Source organism: Paenirhodobacter sp., from assembly GCF_047600745.1.
Lineage (GTDB): Bacteria > Pseudomonadota > Alphaproteobacteria > Rhodobacterales > Rhodobacteraceae > Rhodobacter.
Genome location: NZ_JASGKI010000003.1, coordinates 231465 through 249585, shown reverse-complemented (window position 1 = coordinate 249585; position 18121 = coordinate 231465). Strand labels below are relative to the sequence as shown.

Sequence of the window (18121 nt, the reverse complement as noted above, 5' to 3'; positions counted from 1 at the left end):
GATCGGCGATGGTTCTTCGCCTTCGTGGCACTCTGTCATTTTGGGGCAACGAGAGGGGCCTGCCTGGTCCCGCTCTCACAAAAGGGCCGCAAGGACAGTTCTGGTGACCGCAATCATACGGGCTTCCCGTATTTTCCACTTTACAGACTCTACTGACTTTCCGTATACTCATTCCATGAAAGACAGGTTCGACCCCGCGAAAGACGCCGCCAATCAACAGAAGCACAAGCTGTCTCTGGCCTTCGGCGATCGGATCTTCGAGGACGACAACCACCTGATCCTTCCCACCATCCGTGCCGAGGATGAGGAGGATCGCTTCAAGGTGGTGGGTCTTGTGGGCGAGAAGCTGTTTACCGGCGTGTTCGTATGGCGGGACGATCTGCCCCGCTTCATTTCGGTGAGAAGGAGCAACCAAGGTGAAGAAAGAGCATATCATTCTGCCTGCTGATCCGGCGGAGCCCGAGGACCGGGATGTGTCCATTGAAGGTATGGAGCGCGGCCAACGTGCCCGGTTGATCCGTAAGACGCGCACCGATCTGGGCTTGTCGCAAACCGAGTTCGCCCGCCGCTTCCGCGTTCCGGTCGGCACCCTGCGGGACTGGGAACAGGCTCGGGCGACAGCCCCGGATTTCGCGGTGGCTTATGTCCGTGTTATTGGTCAGCATCCCGATATTGTGGCGAAGGCTGTGGCATAGGTTGCCTTCCCGACTGGCCGGGGATTCACACCATCAGCCCTGAACGGCGACCTGATCCCGGCCCTCCGCGATCATCACAAAACCTCCGATATCCAAAGCTTTCCAGGCCCGCTTTTGCGGGCCTTTTTCATGCGCGACGTGGCGCTTCTGGATTTGCACGGATATGCTTCCGGCGTGCATGGATATGCTTCCGACCCGCGAGAGTCCGATAATAAGCAATTATGTACAGCAGGTTACAGGCGATTCGTTTTACTGCAGCCCGAAAATTGCACTGTTATGCTCATTTGACATTTCATTGGATAATTTTCAATCCTCTGAAATCTACTAACCTCATACTGCTACAAAATCGACAGTCGGAAGGGGGTGCTTCCGGCCCGGCGCAGGCCGCGACCGCTCACGAAAACATGATACTGGCCTTCGGTGCAGCTGCGACGGCAAGCACTTCGGCTGCGCGAAGCTACCCCCGGACTACCCATGGCAAGCGATCTGCTGCAAGTTGCACAAATCCTTGATGCTGGCGACGAAAGCTGCTTCGGTAGCGGAAATGTTATCAGCACAGCGGCGATAAATGACGATCACTATTGAGACCGAAGAAGAAGCGTGGGCAACCCTCAAAGGCTTGATGGATGGCAGCATCGTCGTTGACGACAGCGACAAAATCGAGTTTGGCGAATGGGTCAAAGCCAGCGTTTACATACCGGGAAAGCGCTACGATTCCGCGCTGAGCGCCTACATGATGCAGGGTTGGGTAGAAACCCAACGCGCGATCTATCGGTCCTACGCCTTAGTCGAACACGGCGAAGCCGACGCCAGAAGATTGACCGAAGCGGAACGCGAGAAGCTGGAACTCGTTGTAACTGTCCAAAGTGGAAGTTCGGATCAAGAAGCCGCACTTACGGACATTATTAAGGAAGTCCTTATCGGGGCAGTCGACAAGATGGACGCCAAGACAATAGCAATTGTTACTATTGCGCTTGCCCTCATTTGGGCAGGCCAATCTGTCTGGCGTAGTTGGATCGAAAACCGGAAGGAGGAACGCCTTGCGGAAACTAGTTCAAAGTCGATGATAAAGGCGCTTGAGACAATTCAGGTTGCGGTCGCAGGTGACGCTGAAAAGACGAAACTTCTTGAGAAAGCCATGAAGAAAGAGCCAATTCTTTCCGATTTGAAAGAAGAAGCCGATGACGCGCGCATGGATCTGATAAAGCATACAGCGCATGTCGACGCCGAAGTTAACGGCATATCATTGCCAACCGCCGCCGCAGATAGTTTAACGAAGTCCAGTCGCGTGGCATCCGAAGAAGAGAGGCGCGATGGCGTTTACAAGATATTAAAGGTTGATACTACTGTGCCAGATGGATTTAAGGTCCATCTGGAATCTGTTGGTGATGGCGAAACTTTCCAAGCGAATGTCCAAGAAGTTATGTCATCGCTAAATGACAGAAAGATTATTCAAGAAGCTGAATGGAGCAAGGCACCAGTAAGGCTCCAGATTAATGCGAAGATTCGACGCAATGACGTGATAGAAGCGATTATCCTTCGCGCAGACAAATATGAGGTTGAAGAATAAAAAAGGCGGCTGACGCCCCGAACACGCCAGCCGCCCCCTATCAACGCCCCCCGGAAGTTCCCGCAACCGGGGACGTCGATCCTCTATCGAACTGGCAACCGTGCCAAAAGCCCTTCCCGGTCGTCAGCAGCCCATGCCCACACGGGCAGGCCGATCAGGCCCCTATCGGCCAGAGGGTCAATATGCGGCTTGGCGCAGGGTCTGCCCGGCGCGCCATCCGACAAACGCGCCGAGCTAACCGTCCCGGAAGGGGAAACAAACGGGACGGCTATTGGTTAGGCGACCTGAACCGCGAAGGTTGCGGAACGCCCGCTGTAGGCGGCCGTAATGGTGGCCATTCCTGCGGAAACGCCGGTAATCAGGCCGTCGGCTGCGACCGTGGCAACGGCGGTATCGCTACTGGAAAGCGTCGCCCCCCGGTGACGACTTCGGTTTCTCGCCGCCTTCCTTGGCCTTTGCCTCCGCATAGCTGTAAAGATCATCTACAACCTTCGCGGCCTTCACGGCGACGGCCTTCGCTTCGACGTGCTTGGCGTGCTGCGTGATTGTGAGATTGCCTGCGAGGCTGTATGCATGCTTGGAATAGTCGTTCAGCGCCGTAATCGTCATGTTGACACGATCAGCAATCGACTTATTGCTTGCGCCAAGCTTGATCGAAAGCTGAACGCGCGACGTAAGCACGCTACGAACGTCGTCCATACCCGCGACAAGGAATTGATTGTTGCCAAGCAAGCTTCCGATGCGCTGACCCGCGCCCGGCGTGACGTTGCTGATAGTCATTGTTCTGTTCCCTTTTTGATAGAGTTGCGGGCCGATGCGATCAATGCGGCCTGTTGCTTGTGTAGAGCGCGCTCAAGTTCGTTAACGCTACACCACTTCGGCATAAGCATATGCGGTCCTATGGGCAGCTCGCTGATGTTGCGGCCTGTAACAGCGCAGTATTCTGCGACGGTTCGGCGCTGTATTCAATTTCTCCGTAAAGCCTCTAACTTCGCCAGTCGGCTTTTAAGAAAGCGGATCATTGCTTGCCTTCCAACGCATCAAGCCTGCGCTCAAGATCGGAAGTTTCCATAATCCGGGCGATTGTGACTAGAATATTCGACAGCTTTGATGCTTCGATACGTCCAGCTTCTTTGCCCTTGCGAGACGATACAACTTCGACAATTCGCGCTGCACGTCTTGCACGGTATTCAACTTCACCCGCACTTGCAGGGGGCGGGGGCTATCCGCGATTTCGCTTTCGCTGCAAGGGTCTGACATGGATTGAAGCTGCACCGTGAATTCCGTTACGGCTAGCTCAGGCCCTTCTAATTCACATGGTCAACGGCGATTTCGGCAACATGAAAACGAAGGAAAAGGCTGGAACTAACTTTCTACATCGGTCCCTCTTCGGATTACACTTCGCGGTCAATATGTATAGAAAGTTAGTAGGGTTGGTTATCTACAAAAATACGACGTAAACTCAATGTAACATGGCAGATAGTGCCTCTGCCATACCCACAGGGGGAGCTAGCCGCCTACTCTGCGCGTCTGGCGTGCGCCCTTGAATGCACCCCGCAACTCAAGCGCCCGCTTGAGCATATCAACTTCCGATTGTCCGGTGTCAGCCGCCGGAAACTGCGCAAGAAAATCAGGCACTTTTGGGGATACCAAGTAATGTCGTGAATACGACGCGGCGTTTCCGTCGCCTTCCGCTACATCAATTTCAGTCGTCGTTATTCGCGCGGCCTCCGCACCATTCGGTAAGATAACTTCTTTCATACTGATGATAGCATCCGAACTGATTACGAACTTGCCTTTCGTAAATCCTTGCGGGTCGATTTCATCGAATACCATAAAAGTTGCCATGTCTACGTTCCTTTTCTCGTTACATTGCGATGATATGCCCACAGGGGCGGAGCCGCAGGCGATTTCCTATAAGGGATCATAGTCACAGCCGCCACAGTCAATCTATCTGTTACTACTGTGACGGGGGGTATCTAGACAGGGCTACCCATTGTGACTGTTACTAGTGTGATGGGGGGTATCTAGGAGGAAAGCCGGGGTATCGGTCCATGCGGGCAAGACATACTTCCCGTAGCCTTGCCGGAAAACGCGCTGTTGCTTTACCATGCGTTGCAGGGTTTGGCGCACGTTTTCGCCGGAAAGGCCGGTCGCTTCCCCCATTTTCTTCGGCGTTGTTGCACCCTTGGTCATGGCGTCGATTAGGATTTTCTGCGTGTCACCTGCGAAGGCTAGCTTCGGGTCGCCTTCGACCTGCCAGCGATGATCTTCAAACTTCACCGCAAGTTCAAATTCGGCAATGTCCCGGCCACGAGCATAGAGAATGCCGGTTGCTTCGCGGGGACCGCGCCCTAAAAGCATGATCGTATCCGCGACGCCGGTTAGGCCAAGCGTCGAACTTACGCGCTCTACGGGTTCGTCGGCCTGCGCCTTTCGCGTGTGCGTCACCACGACGATTGCCACGCGCTTTTCGCTGGCAAGGCGATGCAACGGCTTCAATGCGCTCACGTCGTGGTCATATGCCGATTTGTTACGCCCTGTGGGGATCGGCTTCACCATGGCAAGCGTGCCGATGATGACAAGCGAAGGGTTCGCCGCGCCTTCAATCCAGTTCGCCACGTAGTCTACTCCGCCTTCGTCAAGGCGCGGCCATTCGGTAGCATAGTCGAGGTTATCGGGAAAGTCGCCGCCCGTGATCCGGCGAAAGCGGTCGTGCAACCGACGTTCGTTGTCTTCAAGGGCCAGAAGCAGCACGTCACCGCGCTCGCATTGCTGCCCAATTACGCAATCACCGTCGGCTTTGGCGCGGGCAACGTCGAGGGTAAACCAACTTTTCCCGATCTTGGGCGCGCCCGCAAAGATGGTCAAACCTTCGGGCAAAATATTCGGCACGGCCCAACGGATTGCGGGGAAGTGCCGACGTTGAAGGTCACGGGCTGAACGTAGCAGGGACTGTCCCGGCCTATCGCCCTGGCCTATTGCCGGGGCCGTGGCACGGGCAAGCTGGCCCGAAAGGTCGATGCTGACGCCATTCTGCATGTCGGCGCTCTCCTGCCGTTCCTGTGCGCCCCTGCGGGCTGCGCTGGCGTATTCCCGTGCCTACAGGCGTTCGGCCTTCTGTGCCCGCGTTTCCCGACCTTTGGGCGGGGCGTCCTGCACCAGCGGGCTTGCCATCACCACGCGGCGCACCTGCGCTTCATCGCTGGAAAACAGGCACGCTGCGCAGATCAGCGCGAAGTATGCGCTGGACCAATCCGCCACGCGGCCTTCGTAATATGCGCGGTTCGCATCGCTCTGGCAGATACGTTCGCACAAGGTTTCGTCGGTAATCTGTGGCGATGGGCACGGATCAGCGATTTCGGTTACAGCGATGCTCCGGTTCGGTCGCAGTTGTTCGATAAGAATATCAACAAGCGGCTGGCAATAGGCTATCGCTTCGTCGCGCACGACATTGCCGGTGAACGTGAAGAACCGGCCCGGCGAATAGACTTCCACGCCCAACGTGCTGTTCCGCACGCCGCCGTCGGCAACCCTGCCTTTGGCGATGATATGCAGACCGCGCCCAGGCGGCGATTGTTCAGCATAGGTATTGAAGGTCGCGTAGATGCGCTGTTGTCCTTCGGACGGTTGTCCGCCTTCGGGCACGTCTAGCAGGCTGCTGAAATAGTCGGGTGAGCGGAACGGTTTCCGCCCCCCAAGCGCAGCGGAAACCGTTCCGCTCACCCGACTATTTCAGCAGCCTGCTAGGGGCGGCATGGCGCCCTTGTCCCACACCGTGGCACAGGGGAAGCTGGCGGCGTTGAGCGCGGGGGCCGATATCGTGCGGCGCGAGCTTTCGGCCTGATGAGCATCCCCCCGCATCCGGGCGGAGGGAGCAGCACAGCGAAAATCAGGGAGGATCCGGCCACAAACACACGCAGGGCTGGCTATGGCAGGGCGCGCGGAGTAATTCGCCCCCATGTTGCGCGTCCCGCCTCTCCATTTCGTTCTCGCGTTGTGCTGCCTGTGCCCCTGTCAGGCCGCGGCGCATCCGCATGAATTCATCGACACCCAGCTGACCTTTCGCGCGGATGGCGAGGGACGGCTTGGGGAGATCGACGTGGTATGGGTATGGGATGACCTGACGTCGATGCTGATTATCGAAGACCTGAGAATGGATAGCGACGGCAATGGCGAATTGACCGGTGAGGAGAAGCAACGCCTGGCCGCAAAGTTCAGCCAATGGCCCGAAGGCTATGGCGGGGATCTTTATCTCAGCCGGGACGGAAGTTCCGTCGAACTGCGTAGACCGCTGGACATGAAGGCAGATTACCTGAAAGGGCAGCTGGTTCTGACCTATCTGCGTGCCCTTCCCGAGCGAATTCCCCTCGATCAGACCCCGGTGATATTACAGGCCTACGATCCCAGCTATTACGCCTACTACGAGCTTTCCGGCATTCCCGAGGTCCGGGGCCGGGACGGATGCCGGGTGTCCATCGTCAAGGCCGACACCGGTGCGGCGCAAAAGCTCTATGACCAGCTGTTGGGACAATTGACCGAGGAAGAGATGATGGAGCAAGGCAAATATCCCGAAGTTGGTGGCGCCTTTGCCGATCAGGTTGTGTTGAAATGCGACGCGCAGCGCTGATCGTATCTCTGGTAGTGGCCGGGGCTTTTGCACTGGGCATGCAAGACTGGCTCGCGCGAGATGTGATCGCCTTTCAACGCGAGGCGCAGAACGCATTGGCCGGCGCATTGCGCGCGCTGCGGGCTGGACAGCCGGGCGCGGTCACCGGCTTCCTTGCACTGTGCTTTACCCATGGCTTTGTGCACGCGCTTGGCCCCGGGCATGGCAAGGCGGTGATCGCGGCCTATGCCGCCGCCTCACCTGCCTCGCTGCGTCGGCTGAGCGCCCTCGCCGCGCTGTCGAGCCTCGCGCAGGCTGCGGTCGCGGTGCTGCTGGTCTATGCCGTCGTCTGGCTGTTCGATGGCGCGCGGGAGCGTGTCGAGGGGCTGGCTGGCGTGATCGAACCGCTGTCCCTTGTGCTGATCGCGGCCCTCGGGCTGATGCTGGCCTGGCGGGGCGCGCGGCGACTGGCGGGGGGCCGGGCGCACGGCCACGATCATGCCCACGAGCACGGGCATGATTGCGGCTGCGGTCACAGCCACGCGCCCGATCCTGCTGCGGTGACGGCGGATTGGCGCACATCGGCAGCGCTGATCCTTGGGGTCGCGCTAAGGCCCTGCACCAGCGCGCTTTTCCTGCTGATCCTGACTGCGCGGCTCGACCTTGATCTTCTCGGCATCCTGGGGGCCTTCGTCATGGGGCTGGGCACGACGGCGGTTACCGTCTCGGCCGGTCTGATCGCGGCCCTGATGCGCCGGGGCGTGTTTCTCGCCCTGCCCGAGGGCCGATCCCTGCGACCGGTCCTGGCGGTGTTCGAACTGATGTTCGGGGTGACAATTGCCGTTCTGGCCGGCGCCACAGCGCTTCGCCTGGTCTGAAAGGATGGGCCCGACTGCGCCACCCACAGTTTCCGAAGTGGCTGCCGTTGAAAATCTTGGCCCCCACAGACAGGGGCGCCTTGACGTGGTATGGAATTTCAGAGAAGCTTCGGTCACTTTCAACAATCCCGGAGTGCACTGGAATGGGCGAGACCAAACACCAAACATCAAACACCAAATATATTGACAGGACATTTCACGAGGTCATCCATGAATTCACCCCATGGATCAATCAAGGCGATCTGGACCATCTTCTGATGGACGGGACCCGTCCTCCGGACGGGGTGTTCCGGGAATTGGATATCTCCAAATTCAAGGTCGTCAACGCTGGAAAATTCTCGATTTCCAATTGCAGGGTGATCTTTCCCGCTGGTGGCCATCTGAAGCTGAAGTCGATGATCACCTTTGATGTGAAGGGCGATATAAGCGGCTGTTGCTTTATCTTCTTCAAGGTTCCGGCCACGGGCACCAAACTTGTCTGGTCGGTTCTGGGCGAAGGCCACAGCAGCGCTTCATTTTCAAATCGCCGAATGAACCTATATGCGCGCATGTCCAGAAAGAATGGAAGGATCGCCATTGGAGAGGCGGTATTTATTGGCGGCGCCCGCATCGCGGCGAATGACACGACGGTAAAGATCGGCGCCTGCGGTTTGTGGTCGGACGGCATATTGCTGCAAGGGACGGACAGCCACGGCATTGTCGATCTCAGTTCGATGGAAATCATCAACAGCGGATCGCATCACATTACCCTGCAAAAGCGGGTCTGGCTTGGCCGCAGCGCGACGGTTTCAAAGAACGTCACGATCGGCGAGGGCTCCATTGTCGCAACCGGCGCCGTGGTATCCAAAGACGTTCCGCCGGCCTGCGCGGTTGGCGGAGCGCCAGCGAAGGTCATAAGGCAGGGGGTATCCTGGACGCACAAGCAGGATTTCATATCAGAGTTTGATCGCCGGGAAATGTTGCGGTTGCGGTCCAGATTGAGCCTGTAGGCTCCAGACCCATTGATTTCAGGCCTTTGGGGTGATTCAGGCTCCGCAAGGAGAGCTGATCGATGAGCAATCTTTTCTGGCTGAGCGAGGCGCAGATGAAGCGGCTACGGCCCTTCTTTCCCAAGAGCCATGGCAAGCCGCGCGTGGATGACCAGCGTATGCTGAGCGGGAGAATCTTCTTCAATCGCAATGGCTTGCGGTGGTGTGACGCGCCGAAGGAATACGGCCCGGCGACTTGAGGGAAACCGTGGCCCCAGTGGGGCCGCGTAAGCTCCCGAAAGGCTCTACAACCGTTGGAAGCGCTGGAGCGACAACGGGGTCTTCGCCCGGATCATGGTCGGCTTGGCCGCCGAGAGTGCCGAACACAAGACGATCATGATCGACGCGACCTATCTCAAGGCACATCGCACGGCGTCGAGCCTGTGCGTGAAAAAGGGGGGCGCGGGCGCCAGATCGGGCGCACCAAAGGCGACATGAACACCAAGCTGCACGCCGTCGCCGATGCCAAGGGGCGCCCGATCGGGTTCTTCATGTCGGCCGGCCAGGTCAGCGATTACACCGGCGCGGCGGCGCTGTTGGTTACCCTGCCGAAAGCGGGTTGGCTGCTGGCCGACAGGGGCTATGACGCCGATTGGTTCAGAGAGGCGTTGAAAGACAAGGGGATAAAGGTCTGCATCCCGGGACGGAAGTCTCGCAAGAAGGCGGTGAAATACGACAAGAGGCGCTACAAACGGCGCAATCGCATCGAGATCATGTTCGGCCGTCTGAAGGACTGGCGCCGTGTCGCAACCCGATACGACCGCTGCCCGGAAACCTTCTTCTCTGCGATCATGCTAGCCGCAACCGTCTTGTTCTGGCTGTGAAACTCAATGGGGCTGGACCCTAAAGACGCTCACGACGCGAACCGGGCCAACGTTTACGATTCACCGCGCTCATAGTAGGGTATTCCCGGTCGCGGCCTGCGCAAAACAGTTCACGCCTTCGGTCTCCGCCCACTTCCGTGATGGCGGCAACCTGCCCCTTGATCGTGATCGCGAGAAGATCGGCTTTGGTCCACGCCTTGAATCTATTCTTGGCGGATATGTCTCCCACATTTCTCCCACCGGAACGTAACCGCCATCCGGTCGCTGCTCCATGCCAAAGGGACTTCGGTGCCCGGATAGCGCTTGCCGATACTGGACATGCGGAAAGCCCTGAGAACTTCCGGTCTCTTATGATACTATGTTTCATGATCATGCCCCATTGCCGGTTCGGGGTATCCGGCGGCTCGCTTCACGGCCACCGGTCTATCTCATCGGGTCGCGGCATTTATCGCCATAATGCTAAGCGCGGGCAGAAATGCCGCGCCAAACCTCGGGCATACGACTGTTTTTGTGTCGGACTGCGACTATTCCCCGTCGACCCAACGGCCTTCTTATCGTTGAACATAGGTTTTGGGCATCATGGGCAAAGATAGACAGTTTCGCGTTTACCCCGGCAAAGCGAAGGGATTGAACCCTGTACGACCGAAACCTTCCGCCACGGCGGCATCGTCCAGAAGCAAGGTCGCCAGATCATCCGCCACCACCTCCGCCTCCGGATCACGCTCGGCACTGATCACCTTGAGATAGCCACCACAGTCATTGCAGGCTTCGGCGCGGACCACGGCTTCGGCGGTGTCGAAACTGAGGTAATCCAATTGGCCGGATTCACCGCAGCAGGAACATTTTGCCCGCACCATATGCCATTCGCATTCGCAAAGCGCGCAATGCAGATAGCGCAGCCCCTGGCGGTCACCAGAATGAATGTAACTCGCGACAGGATGGCCACCGCAAATGGGGCACCAAGCGGTTTCCTCATCGCTTTTCGGCGGAAAATCGGTGCCCCGAACCGATTGCGCCACCGCCAAAGAAACCGCGGCCCAAAGAAATGGCGCAAGGGCCGGATCCACCGCATCGAACCGACCCTCAATGAGCGCCGTCCCGGATCGGATCCGGTTTTCCCGATTCATTTGCACGAGACGATCGAGATACGGAGAAATGGCAGCGATCGGATCGAGATGCTGGAGCATGGTATCCAGACCCGCGCACCATGCCCCGGAGGCAACAATCTCGGCCGGGAGTCCCTGCACAGATACAGGCGCAAGTGCTGCCCGCTGTGCGGCGGTAATATCTGCCGCGAGCGATAAGAAAGCCGACAGGTCGTGCCCTACAGCCAACTGGCGCAGCCGGGCTTCGCGAACGGTATAAAGCGACCGCAATTCTGGGCGCAGAATCGGATCGAAATGGCGCGCTTCGGGGATCGGATGAAGGCTCACCGTTTTCTCCCATGTGCGGCCTTGGCATTGAGTTCTTCGGACCAGCGGTCATGGTGCTGACGCACCCAGGCTTTGGATACATATCCGGTCACCATTCCGGTGATCGAGCCCCGCACCCAGATTGCCAAGTAGATATGCCCCATGATCAGCAGAATCAGGCCAATTCCTGCCGCCGAATGTGCCAGAATTGCCCAACGCAGGACCCAGATCGGGAAATATTCCGCGAAATAGGCTCGCCACATAATGAGGCCCGAGATCAGCAACAGGACGATGGAAGTCATTATCAGCCAGAACAGAACCTTTTGTCCGGCATTGTATTTCCCGATCCGCAGCTTCTGGCTATGATCCGCCAGAATTACCTTACTCACATTACGAAACCAGATCGCGTCGGTTTTTGCGGGCAGATTATATTTCACGAATCGCACGAACATGTAGCACAGGCCGGTGAATACCGCGATGCCGAGGAAGGGATGCAGAATCCGCGCCATCTGTGGTGTGCCAAGAAACGACGACAACCACGAAAATGTCGGGAAAAACCACGACAAACCGGAGGTCGCCGCGAGAAAGAAAGACAGCACGATCGTCCAATGACACAACCGTTCAGGAAATTTCGTGCGCAGGATTTGATCATTTTTTCTGGACATATCCCACCCCTTACTCTGCCGCGTGACGCGGGAATGTTTTGACATTTTCCCGGTTTCCGGTACCGTCTTCCGGATGATCGCTGTCATCGGTGTTATTCGGACCAACGCCGATAAAATGCGCGGCCATCGCGCCCACGGCTACGGTCCCCGCCACCGCAGCGACAGGTTTAAGCACATCCTTCCAGCCTTCGACGATACCCGAAATCTTCGGATCCTTCGGCAGACCCGCATAACGCTCCGGATCATCCGCATGTTGCAGGACATACATCACATGGGTGCCGCCCACACCTTCAGGATCATAAAGACCGGCATTTTCATAGCCGCGTTCGTTCAGTTCCGCCACACGGGTCGCGGCGAGATCCTTCATCTCCTCCTTGGATCCAAAGGCAATCGCACCCGTCGGACAAGTTTTCGCGCAGGCAGGCGCTTGACCAACCGCAAGCCGGTCGGAACAGAGCGTGCATTTATAGGCCTTGTTATCTTTCTTTGAAATCCTGGGAACATTGAAAGGACAGCCCGCGACGCAATAACCACAACCGACGCAAAGATCGCTTTGGAAATCCACCACGCCATTGGCATATTGCACGATGGCACCGGGAACCGGACACGCTTTCAGACATCCTGGATCCTCGCAATGCATGCAACCATCCTTGCGGATCAACCATTCGAACTTGTCATTCTCGTCGATGTGTTCGGTAAAGCGCATCACCGTCCAACTGTCCGGATGCAGATCCGATGGATTATCGTATACCCCAACGTTTTCTTCTACCGGGCCACGCAGATCGTTCCATTCATTGCAGGCAACCTGACAGGCCTTGCATCCAATGCAGATAGACACATCAATCAGCTTGGCAACTTCCATCTGATGATTTCGCACATCAGGAGCAGGGGTCAGACCGGAAGTGGCCGAACGGCGCAGGATATTTTGCGAATTCATGCCAGTTCTCCTTCCACCTTTTCGACATTCACAAGAAATGCTTTGAATTCAGGCGTTTGCGAATTTGCGTCCCCCACACCCGGTGAAAGTGTATTGGCAAGATACCCCTTCTTCGTTTCCCCTTCGAAACCCCAGTGACAGGGAATTCCGATCTGATCGACTTCCTGACCGGCCACAACCAACGTGCGCATTCGTTTCGTCACCACTGCCTTCGCGGTAATATATCCACGCTTCGTGGAAACCTTCACCGTGTCGCCATGGCGGATACCCTTGTCGCCCGCGAGTTTCTCACCGATTTCAATGAACTGCTCTGGCTGCAACTGGGCATTCAGACGGCTATGCTTGGTCCAGTGGCGAAACAGTTCCGTCACCGAGTAAGTCGTCGCTACATAAGGATAATGTGTCCGATTCCCCATACGTTCGCGGTCATTCTGGAAAATGCGCGCTGTTGGATTATGGGTTACCGTTTCATGCAGCGGGTTCTTCGCAATTGGGCTTTCCACCGGCTCGTAATGCTCCGGGAACGGGCCGTCATTCATACCCTTTTCCGAGAAGAGCCGCCCCACTCCCTCAGGCAACATGATGAACGGCGCGGCGGGAGCACCGGGTGGGATCGTCGCGGGGAAATCCGGAATATCGGACCCCACCCATTTCTCACCATTCCAGTGCAGGATCTGACGATCTGGATCCCAAGGGTTTCCGTCAATGTCCATCGACGCTCGGTTATAGAGTAGCCGCCGGTTGGCGGGCCAAGCCCATGCCCAGCCCGGCGTATTTCCAAGGCCAGTATCGGTATTGTCCCGATTGGCCATCTGGTTACCCTTTTCCGTCCAGGATCCGGAAAAAACCCAGCAGAAGCTCTGCGTGGTGCCATCGTCGCGTAATTGCGCGAAACTGTCGAGAAGCTGACCCTTGCGCAGGATCTGAACGCCGTTCTCGTCGAATACGTCCTCTAGTGCGTAGCCGTTCGCCTCTTTCGCCATTTCCTCGGGATGCGGGAAATAGGGGTCGTGATAGGTTTCGTGATCCCAGGTCATATGCAGAACCTGTTCAGGACATGCGCCACCCTCGGCCTCGTAAAGCCGGCGCAATTCCATCATGATCCCACCCAGGATCGCCGGATCATGTCGCGCCTCACCCGGAGGTTGCTGCCCGGCAAAGTGCCATTGCAGCCAGCGACCCGAATTGACGATCGCTCCATCTTCCTCGGCGAAACAGTTCGAGGGCAGACGGAAGACCTCGGTCATGATCTCCTCGGTGGGGACATCATTGAACCGGCCCTCATTGCGCCAGAAATTCGAAGTCTCAGTCACAAGCGGATCAATGATCACCAGGAACTTCAACTTCGACAGTGCCTTCGACGTCTTGTTCTTGTCCGGCATCGCGGCCAGCGGGTTGAACCCCTGCGCGATATAGCCGTTCACCTTGCCGTCATACATCATGTCGAAATAGGCCAGCATGTCATAGCTGCGATCCCATTTCGGCAGAAGATCAAAGGCGAAGTCATTCTCCTTCGTCGCGTGCTTGCCATATTGGTTCTTCAGATAGGAAATGAAGAACTTTGGCGTATTCTTCCAATAATTGACCTGCCCGGGCAGAACATCCTTCGGCGTGGTTTCCGCAAGATATTGCGCCAGCGTCTGCTGCTTGTCCGAGGGTAGGTTCATGTAGCCCGGAACGCGCAGGGACAGCAGGCCGAGGTCGGTATAGCCCTGGATATTCGAGTGACCGCGCAGCGCATTCACGCCACCCCCGGCCATCCCGATATTCCCCAGCAACAGCTGAATCATCGCCGCGCCACGAATGATCTGCGCACCGCCGGTATGGTGCGTCCAGCCAAGCGCATAAAGCCAGGTCAGCGTCTTGTTTCGTGCCGAACACGACCCGATCACTTCCGCAATTCGCAGAAAATCGGCCTTTTTGACGCCGGTGATTTCCTCGACCATCTCCGGTGTATAGCGATCGACATGCTTCTTCAGCAACTGAAGCACCGAACGCGGATGCGTCATCGTTTCGTCGCGCAGCGCAAGACCATCGACATCGCGCTCGTAGGTCCAGGAGCTTTTATCGTAGCTGTTGGTTTCCGCGTTGAAACCGGAAAACACCCCGGCGTCGAAATTGAAATCCTCGCGCACGATCAGCGCGGCATTGGTGTAATCGCGTACATAATCATGCTGGATCTGGTTCGTATCCAGCAGATAACGCACCACCCCCATCAGAAAGGCGGCATCCGAACCGGCGCGGATCGGCGAAAAAATATCCGCCACGCTTGCCGTCCGGTTGAAACGCGGATCCACCACGATCACCTTGGCCTTGTTGTGGATCTTCGCCTCGATCACCCATTTGAAACCGACCGGATGCGCCTCCGCCGGATTGCCGCCCATGATCATGACGACATTGGCGTTCTTGATGTCGACCCAATGGTTCGTCATCGCGCCACGGCCAAAAGACGGGGCCAGCGCCGAAACCGTCGGCGCATGGCACAGCCGCGCCTGACAGTCGATTCCCAGCATCCCGAGCGCCCGGGCAAATTTGTAATCCAGCACCCCGGTTTCATTCGACGCCGCCGAAGACGCCAGCATCCCCGAGGATAGCCAGCGGTTCACCAACCGCCCCTGTTCATCGCGGGCGATGAAATTCGCGTCGCGGTCGTCTTTCAGCAGGCGGGCAATGCGCTTTGTTGCCTCATCCCACGAAATCTTCACCCATTCCTTCGATCCCGGCGCGCGGTATTCCGGATGCGTCAGCCGGTTGTGCGAATGGATCATGTCCAGCAGCCCCGCCCCCTTGGGGCAAAGCGAACCGCGGCTGACCGGATGATCCGGGTCGCCCTCGATGTGGAAAATCCGGGGCTTGGCGTTCCGCGCCCCATCCCCCAGCGAATACATCAGGATGCCGCATCCGACCGAGCAATAGGTACAGTTGTTGCGCGTCTCCTTCGCACGGAGCAGTTTGAACGGACGCACCGCCGCCGAGACCTGCGCCTCTGCCGTCGAAAGCCCCACGGCCTGCGCCGACAGCGCCACCGCGCCCGCCCCGAGGATTTTCAGAAAACCGCGTCGTCCGAGGTTGAGTTTGGTACCATACATGGCAACCGCTCCTGCCCTTGCTGATTGGCTGTGTGCCATTGCACACCGAATGCTGAACCGGAGCAGTAGCGGCCCGACCGGATGAAAAGCAAGACGGAAGGCACGGGGCGCAGGACGCATCTGCACGACGGGGTGCAGCATTTCGCCGCAGAAAGAACTGTTTCGTTTTCATGGACTTGGCAAGAGCCTGATGCGAAACGCATATATTTTCATGATATGCGTTGCTTACTATGCAATATGCACAGCATATCGTGACATCGTGAAGGCATCCGTCTTCGATATATCCACATATACATAACGAAACGCACCTTGTCCATGGCCCGGCACCGTGCGAGGACCATGCCCATGCTGATCCGCCACCTCGAATTCTTCGTCACTCTCGCCGAAGAGGGCCATTTCGGACGCGCCGCCGACCTGTGCGGTGTCAGCCAGCCCGCGTTGTCGCTGGCGATCCGCAAGCTGGAGGAAGACCTCGGCACGCCGCTGATCCTGCGCGGCCAGCGGTTTCAGGGGCTGACCGCCGAGGGCGAAAAGGCGCTGGTCTGGGGCCGTCAGATCCTGTCGGATTATCGCAACCTGAAGAGCGATCTGAACGGGCGGCGCGTCGGCGGGCTCACCGGGGTGCTGCGGCTGGGGGTTTCGGCGGCGGCGATGCCCCTGATGCCGGAATTCTGCGCCGGGTTCGAGCGCCGCAACCCGCTGACCCGGACGCAGATCACCCTGCTGACGGCGGCGGAGATTCAGGCGGGGCTACAGGATTTCTCGCTCGACGGCGGGATCGGCTGGCTGCCCGGCCAGGGCAAGGGGATGACTCCGCTATGGCGCACCCATCTGCGGTTTGCCTGCCGCGCGGACCATCCCTTTGCCGAGGGCGGGCCGCTGACCATGGCCGATGCGATGACGCAGCCCCTGTGCCAGATCGCCGACATGCCCGTGAAGGTGCAGGCCGCGATCCTGTGTTCGGGGCTCGATGCGGTGCTGGCGCATCTGCGCAGCGGCGCCTGGTGCAGCCTCGTGCCCGACAGCTTCGCCGCGCTGCTCTCCGACACCGACGACATCCGGCTGATCCCCCTCGCCGACGGCGGCGCGCCCCATACCCTCGGCGGCATGGTGATCCCCCGCAGCCCGCAAACCCCGATGGTGCGCGGGTTTGAAGACGCGCTGGCCGCCTTGTCCCCGGCGCAAGGCAATGCCAGACAGGCGCAGGAGGATCCGACGTGACAGGCAAAGCCCCATTCGGCGCCGGCATCGGCCGGGTTTCGGTGCTGCTGGTTGATGACGAACCGGGGATGCGCAATTTCATGGCCCGCATCCTTGGTCCGCAGTGCCGCCGGATCGAACTCGCCGCCAGCGTGGCGGAGGCGACGGAATGGCTCGCGGTGGCGCCGTTCGACGTGATCGTGCTGGACAATATCCTCGGCCAGCAGCGCGGGCTCGACTGGCTTGTGGCGCAGCGCGCGCGGGGGATCGTGCCGCCGGTGATCCTGATCTCCGCCTTCGCCGATCTGGAAATCGCCATCGAAGCGATGCAGGCGGGGGTCGCCGACCTGATCCTGAAGCCCTTCCGCTCGAACCAGTTGCTGAGCGCGGTGGCGCGCGTCGCCGAGCAGGCCCGGCTGCAAAGCGAAAACCAGATCCTGAAACACGAACTGCGCCGCAGCGCGGAACCCGAAGGGCTGATCGGCTCCTCCACCGCGCTTCGGGAAATCCGCGAGGTGATCGCCCGGGTGGCGCCGCTCTCCTCCTCGGTGCTGCTGACCGGCCCCTCGGGCAGCGGCAAGGAAGTTGCCGCGCGGATGATCCATGCCCTGTCGGAGCGCCGCGACAACGCCTTCGTGGCGATCAACAGCGCCGCCCTGTCCGAGGAAAACGCCGAGGCCGATCTGTTCGGCGCGGTCGAGGACGCACGCCGGGGGCTGTTCCTGCATGCGCAGGGCGGCACGCTGTTCCTGGATGAAATCTCCGAACTGCCGCTGTCGATCCAGACCCGGTTGCTGCGCGTGCTCGACGACCGACGGATCCGGCCGATCGGGGCTGAACGCGAACTGCCGGTGGATGTGCGGCTGATCTCGGCGACGAATGCCGATCCGGCGGCGCTGGTGGCCAGCGGGCGGCTGCGCGAAGACCTCTGGCACCGGATCAACGTTCTCCACCTGCGGATGCAGCCGCTCGCGGCCTGCGGGGAGGATGTGATTGAACTTGCACGGCATTTCATGGCGGTGCTGTCGCAGCGGCTGGGGATGCCGCCGGTGGCGATCACGCCCGACATCGCCGCCGCCCTGATGGCGCAGCCCTGGCCCGGGAATGTGCGCGAATTGCGCAACCTGATCGAGCGCACGCTGATCCTTGGCCGGTTCCCGGACCATGGCTGAGTTCCGGTTCTGGCGCTCGGTCCGGGGGCGGTTGCTGATCAT

At 58.7% G+C, this 18121-nt stretch carries 18 protein-coding genes and 1 pseudogene; 9 read left to right on the top strand and 10 right to left on the bottom strand.

Annotation, left to right across the window (positions count from 1 at the left end; all coding sequences use genetic code 11):
• Positions 1-175 precede the first annotated feature (175 nt).
• Both QM789_RS07760 and QM789_RS07755 read left to right on the top strand, forming a co-directional pair.
• Positions 176-448: a BrnT family toxin gene (locus QM789_RS07760; protein WP_420351369.1), complete on the top strand. Its 273-nt coding sequence runs from the start codon at positions 176-178 to the stop codon at positions 446-448.
• Positions 417-695: a helix-turn-helix domain-containing protein gene (locus QM789_RS07755; protein WP_420351368.1), complete on the top strand. Its 279-nt coding sequence runs from the start codon at positions 417-419 to the stop codon at positions 693-695. Before QM789_RS07760 ends, QM789_RS07755 begins: the two co-directional genes overlap by 32 nt.
• Positions 696-728: 33 nt before the next feature.
• Here QM789_RS07755 and QM789_RS07750 read toward each other — a convergent pair whose 3' ends face one another.
• Positions 729-854 (bottom strand): hypothetical protein, encoded by a 126-nt coding sequence (locus QM789_RS07750; protein ID WP_420351367.1) that lies wholly within the window; start codon positions 852-854, stop codon positions 729-731.
• A 409-nt stretch (positions 855-1263) separates the two neighbouring features.
• Between QM789_RS07750 and QM789_RS07745 the strand changes: the two genes are divergently transcribed.
• A complete protein-coding gene (locus QM789_RS07745) occupies positions 1264-2265 on the top strand; it encodes a hypothetical protein (RefSeq protein ID WP_420351366.1) in 1002 nt (333 codons plus the stop codon).
• A 275-nt stretch (positions 2266-2540) separates the two neighbouring features.
• Here QM789_RS07745 and QM789_RS07740 read toward each other — a convergent pair whose 3' ends face one another.
• From QM789_RS07740 to QM789_RS07720, 5 genes are all read right to left on the bottom strand, one after another.
• Positions 2541-2732 (bottom strand): Ig-like domain-containing protein, encoded by a 192-nt coding sequence (locus tag QM789_RS07740; protein ID WP_420351501.1) that lies wholly within the window; start codon positions 2730-2732, stop codon positions 2541-2543.
• Positions 2662-3045, bottom strand: coding sequence for a hypothetical protein (locus tag QM789_RS07735; protein ID WP_420351509.1), 384 nt, complete (start codon positions 3043-3045; stop codon positions 2662-2664). The genes QM789_RS07740 and QM789_RS07735 overlap by 71 nt, the downstream gene beginning before the upstream one ends.
• Before the next feature lie 729 nt (positions 3046-3774).
• The gene (locus tag QM789_RS07730) at positions 3775-4113 is read right to left on the bottom strand and encodes a hypothetical protein (RefSeq protein WP_420351365.1); all 339 of its coding nucleotides are present in this window, start codon (positions 4111-4113) and stop codon (positions 3775-3777) included.
• A 141-nt stretch (positions 4114-4254) separates the two neighbouring features.
• Positions 4255-5307: an AAA family ATPase gene (locus QM789_RS07725; protein WP_420351364.1), complete on the bottom strand. Its 1053-nt coding sequence runs from the start codon at positions 5305-5307 to the stop codon at positions 4255-4257.
• A 60-nt stretch (positions 5308-5367) separates the two neighbouring features.
• Entirely contained in the window at positions 5368-5991 is a 624-nt protein-coding gene (locus tag QM789_RS07720; RefSeq protein WP_420351363.1) for a hypothetical protein, read from the bottom strand.
• Between the two features lie 235 nt (positions 5992-6226).
• Between QM789_RS07720 and QM789_RS07715 the strand changes: the two genes are divergently transcribed.
• The 4 genes and pseudogenes from QM789_RS07715 (at position 6227) to QM789_RS07700 (ending at position 9604) form a co-directional block, all read left to right on the top strand.
• Positions 6227-6895 (top strand): DUF1007 family protein, encoded by a 669-nt coding sequence (locus QM789_RS07715; RefSeq protein ID WP_420351362.1) that lies wholly within the window; start codon positions 6227-6229, stop codon positions 6893-6895.
• Positions 6877-7752, top strand: coding sequence for a nickel/cobalt transporter (locus tag QM789_RS07710; RefSeq protein ID WP_420351361.1), 876 nt, complete (start codon positions 6877-6879; stop codon positions 7750-7752). The genes QM789_RS07715 and QM789_RS07710 overlap by 19 nt, the downstream gene beginning before the upstream one ends.
• Before the next feature lie 143 nt (positions 7753-7895).
• Positions 7896-8741, top strand: coding sequence for an acyltransferase (locus tag QM789_RS07705; RefSeq protein ID WP_420351360.1), 846 nt, complete (start codon positions 7896-7898; stop codon positions 8739-8741).
• 62 nt (positions 8742-8803) lie between these two features.
• A pseudogene (locus QM789_RS07700) lies at positions 8804-9604 on the top strand (IS5 family transposase).
• 605 nt (positions 9605-10209) lie between these two features.
• On the opposite strand, the gene fdhE reads toward QM789_RS07700, so the two are convergent.
• From fdhE to fdnG, 4 genes are read right to left on the bottom strand one after another with little or no spacing between them, the layout of a single operon-like run.
• Entirely contained in the window at positions 10210-11037 is an 828-nt protein-coding gene (gene fdhE, locus QM789_RS07695) for a formate dehydrogenase accessory protein FdhE (protein WP_420351359.1), read from the bottom strand.
• Positions 11034-11681 (bottom strand): formate dehydrogenase subunit gamma, encoded by a 648-nt coding sequence (locus QM789_RS07690; protein WP_420351358.1) that lies wholly within the window; start codon positions 11679-11681, stop codon positions 11034-11036. Before QM789_RS07690 ends, fdhE begins: the two co-directional genes overlap by 4 nt.
• A gap of 10 nt (positions 11682-11691) precedes the next feature.
• Positions 11692-12618 carry a formate dehydrogenase subunit beta gene (gene fdxH, locus QM789_RS07685; protein ID WP_420351357.1) on the bottom strand — a complete coding sequence of 309 codons (927 nt, stop codon included), beginning with the start codon at positions 12616-12618 and terminating at the stop codon, positions 11692-11694.
• A complete protein-coding gene (fdnG, locus tag QM789_RS07680) occupies positions 12615-15707 on the bottom strand; it encodes a formate dehydrogenase-N subunit alpha (protein WP_420351356.1) in 3093 nt (1030 codons plus the stop codon). The genes fdxH and fdnG overlap by 4 nt, the downstream gene beginning before the upstream one ends.
• A gap of 345 nt (positions 15708-16052) precedes the next feature.
• Here fdnG and QM789_RS07675 point away from each other — a divergent pair, with 345 nt between their 5' ends.
• Together QM789_RS07675 and QM789_RS07670 are read left to right on the top strand one after the other, a co-directional pair.
• Complete coding sequence (locus QM789_RS07675; protein ID WP_420351355.1) at positions 16053-16928, top strand: LysR family transcriptional regulator; 876 nt, start codon at positions 16053-16055, stop codon at positions 16926-16928.
• The gene (locus QM789_RS07670; RefSeq protein WP_420351354.1) at positions 16925-18079 is read left to right on the top strand and encodes a sigma-54-dependent transcriptional regulator; all 1155 of its coding nucleotides are present in this window, start codon (positions 16925-16927) and stop codon (positions 18077-18079) included. Before QM789_RS07675 ends, QM789_RS07670 begins: the two co-directional genes overlap by 4 nt.
• The last annotated feature ends 42 nt before the right edge of the window (positions 18080-18121 follow it).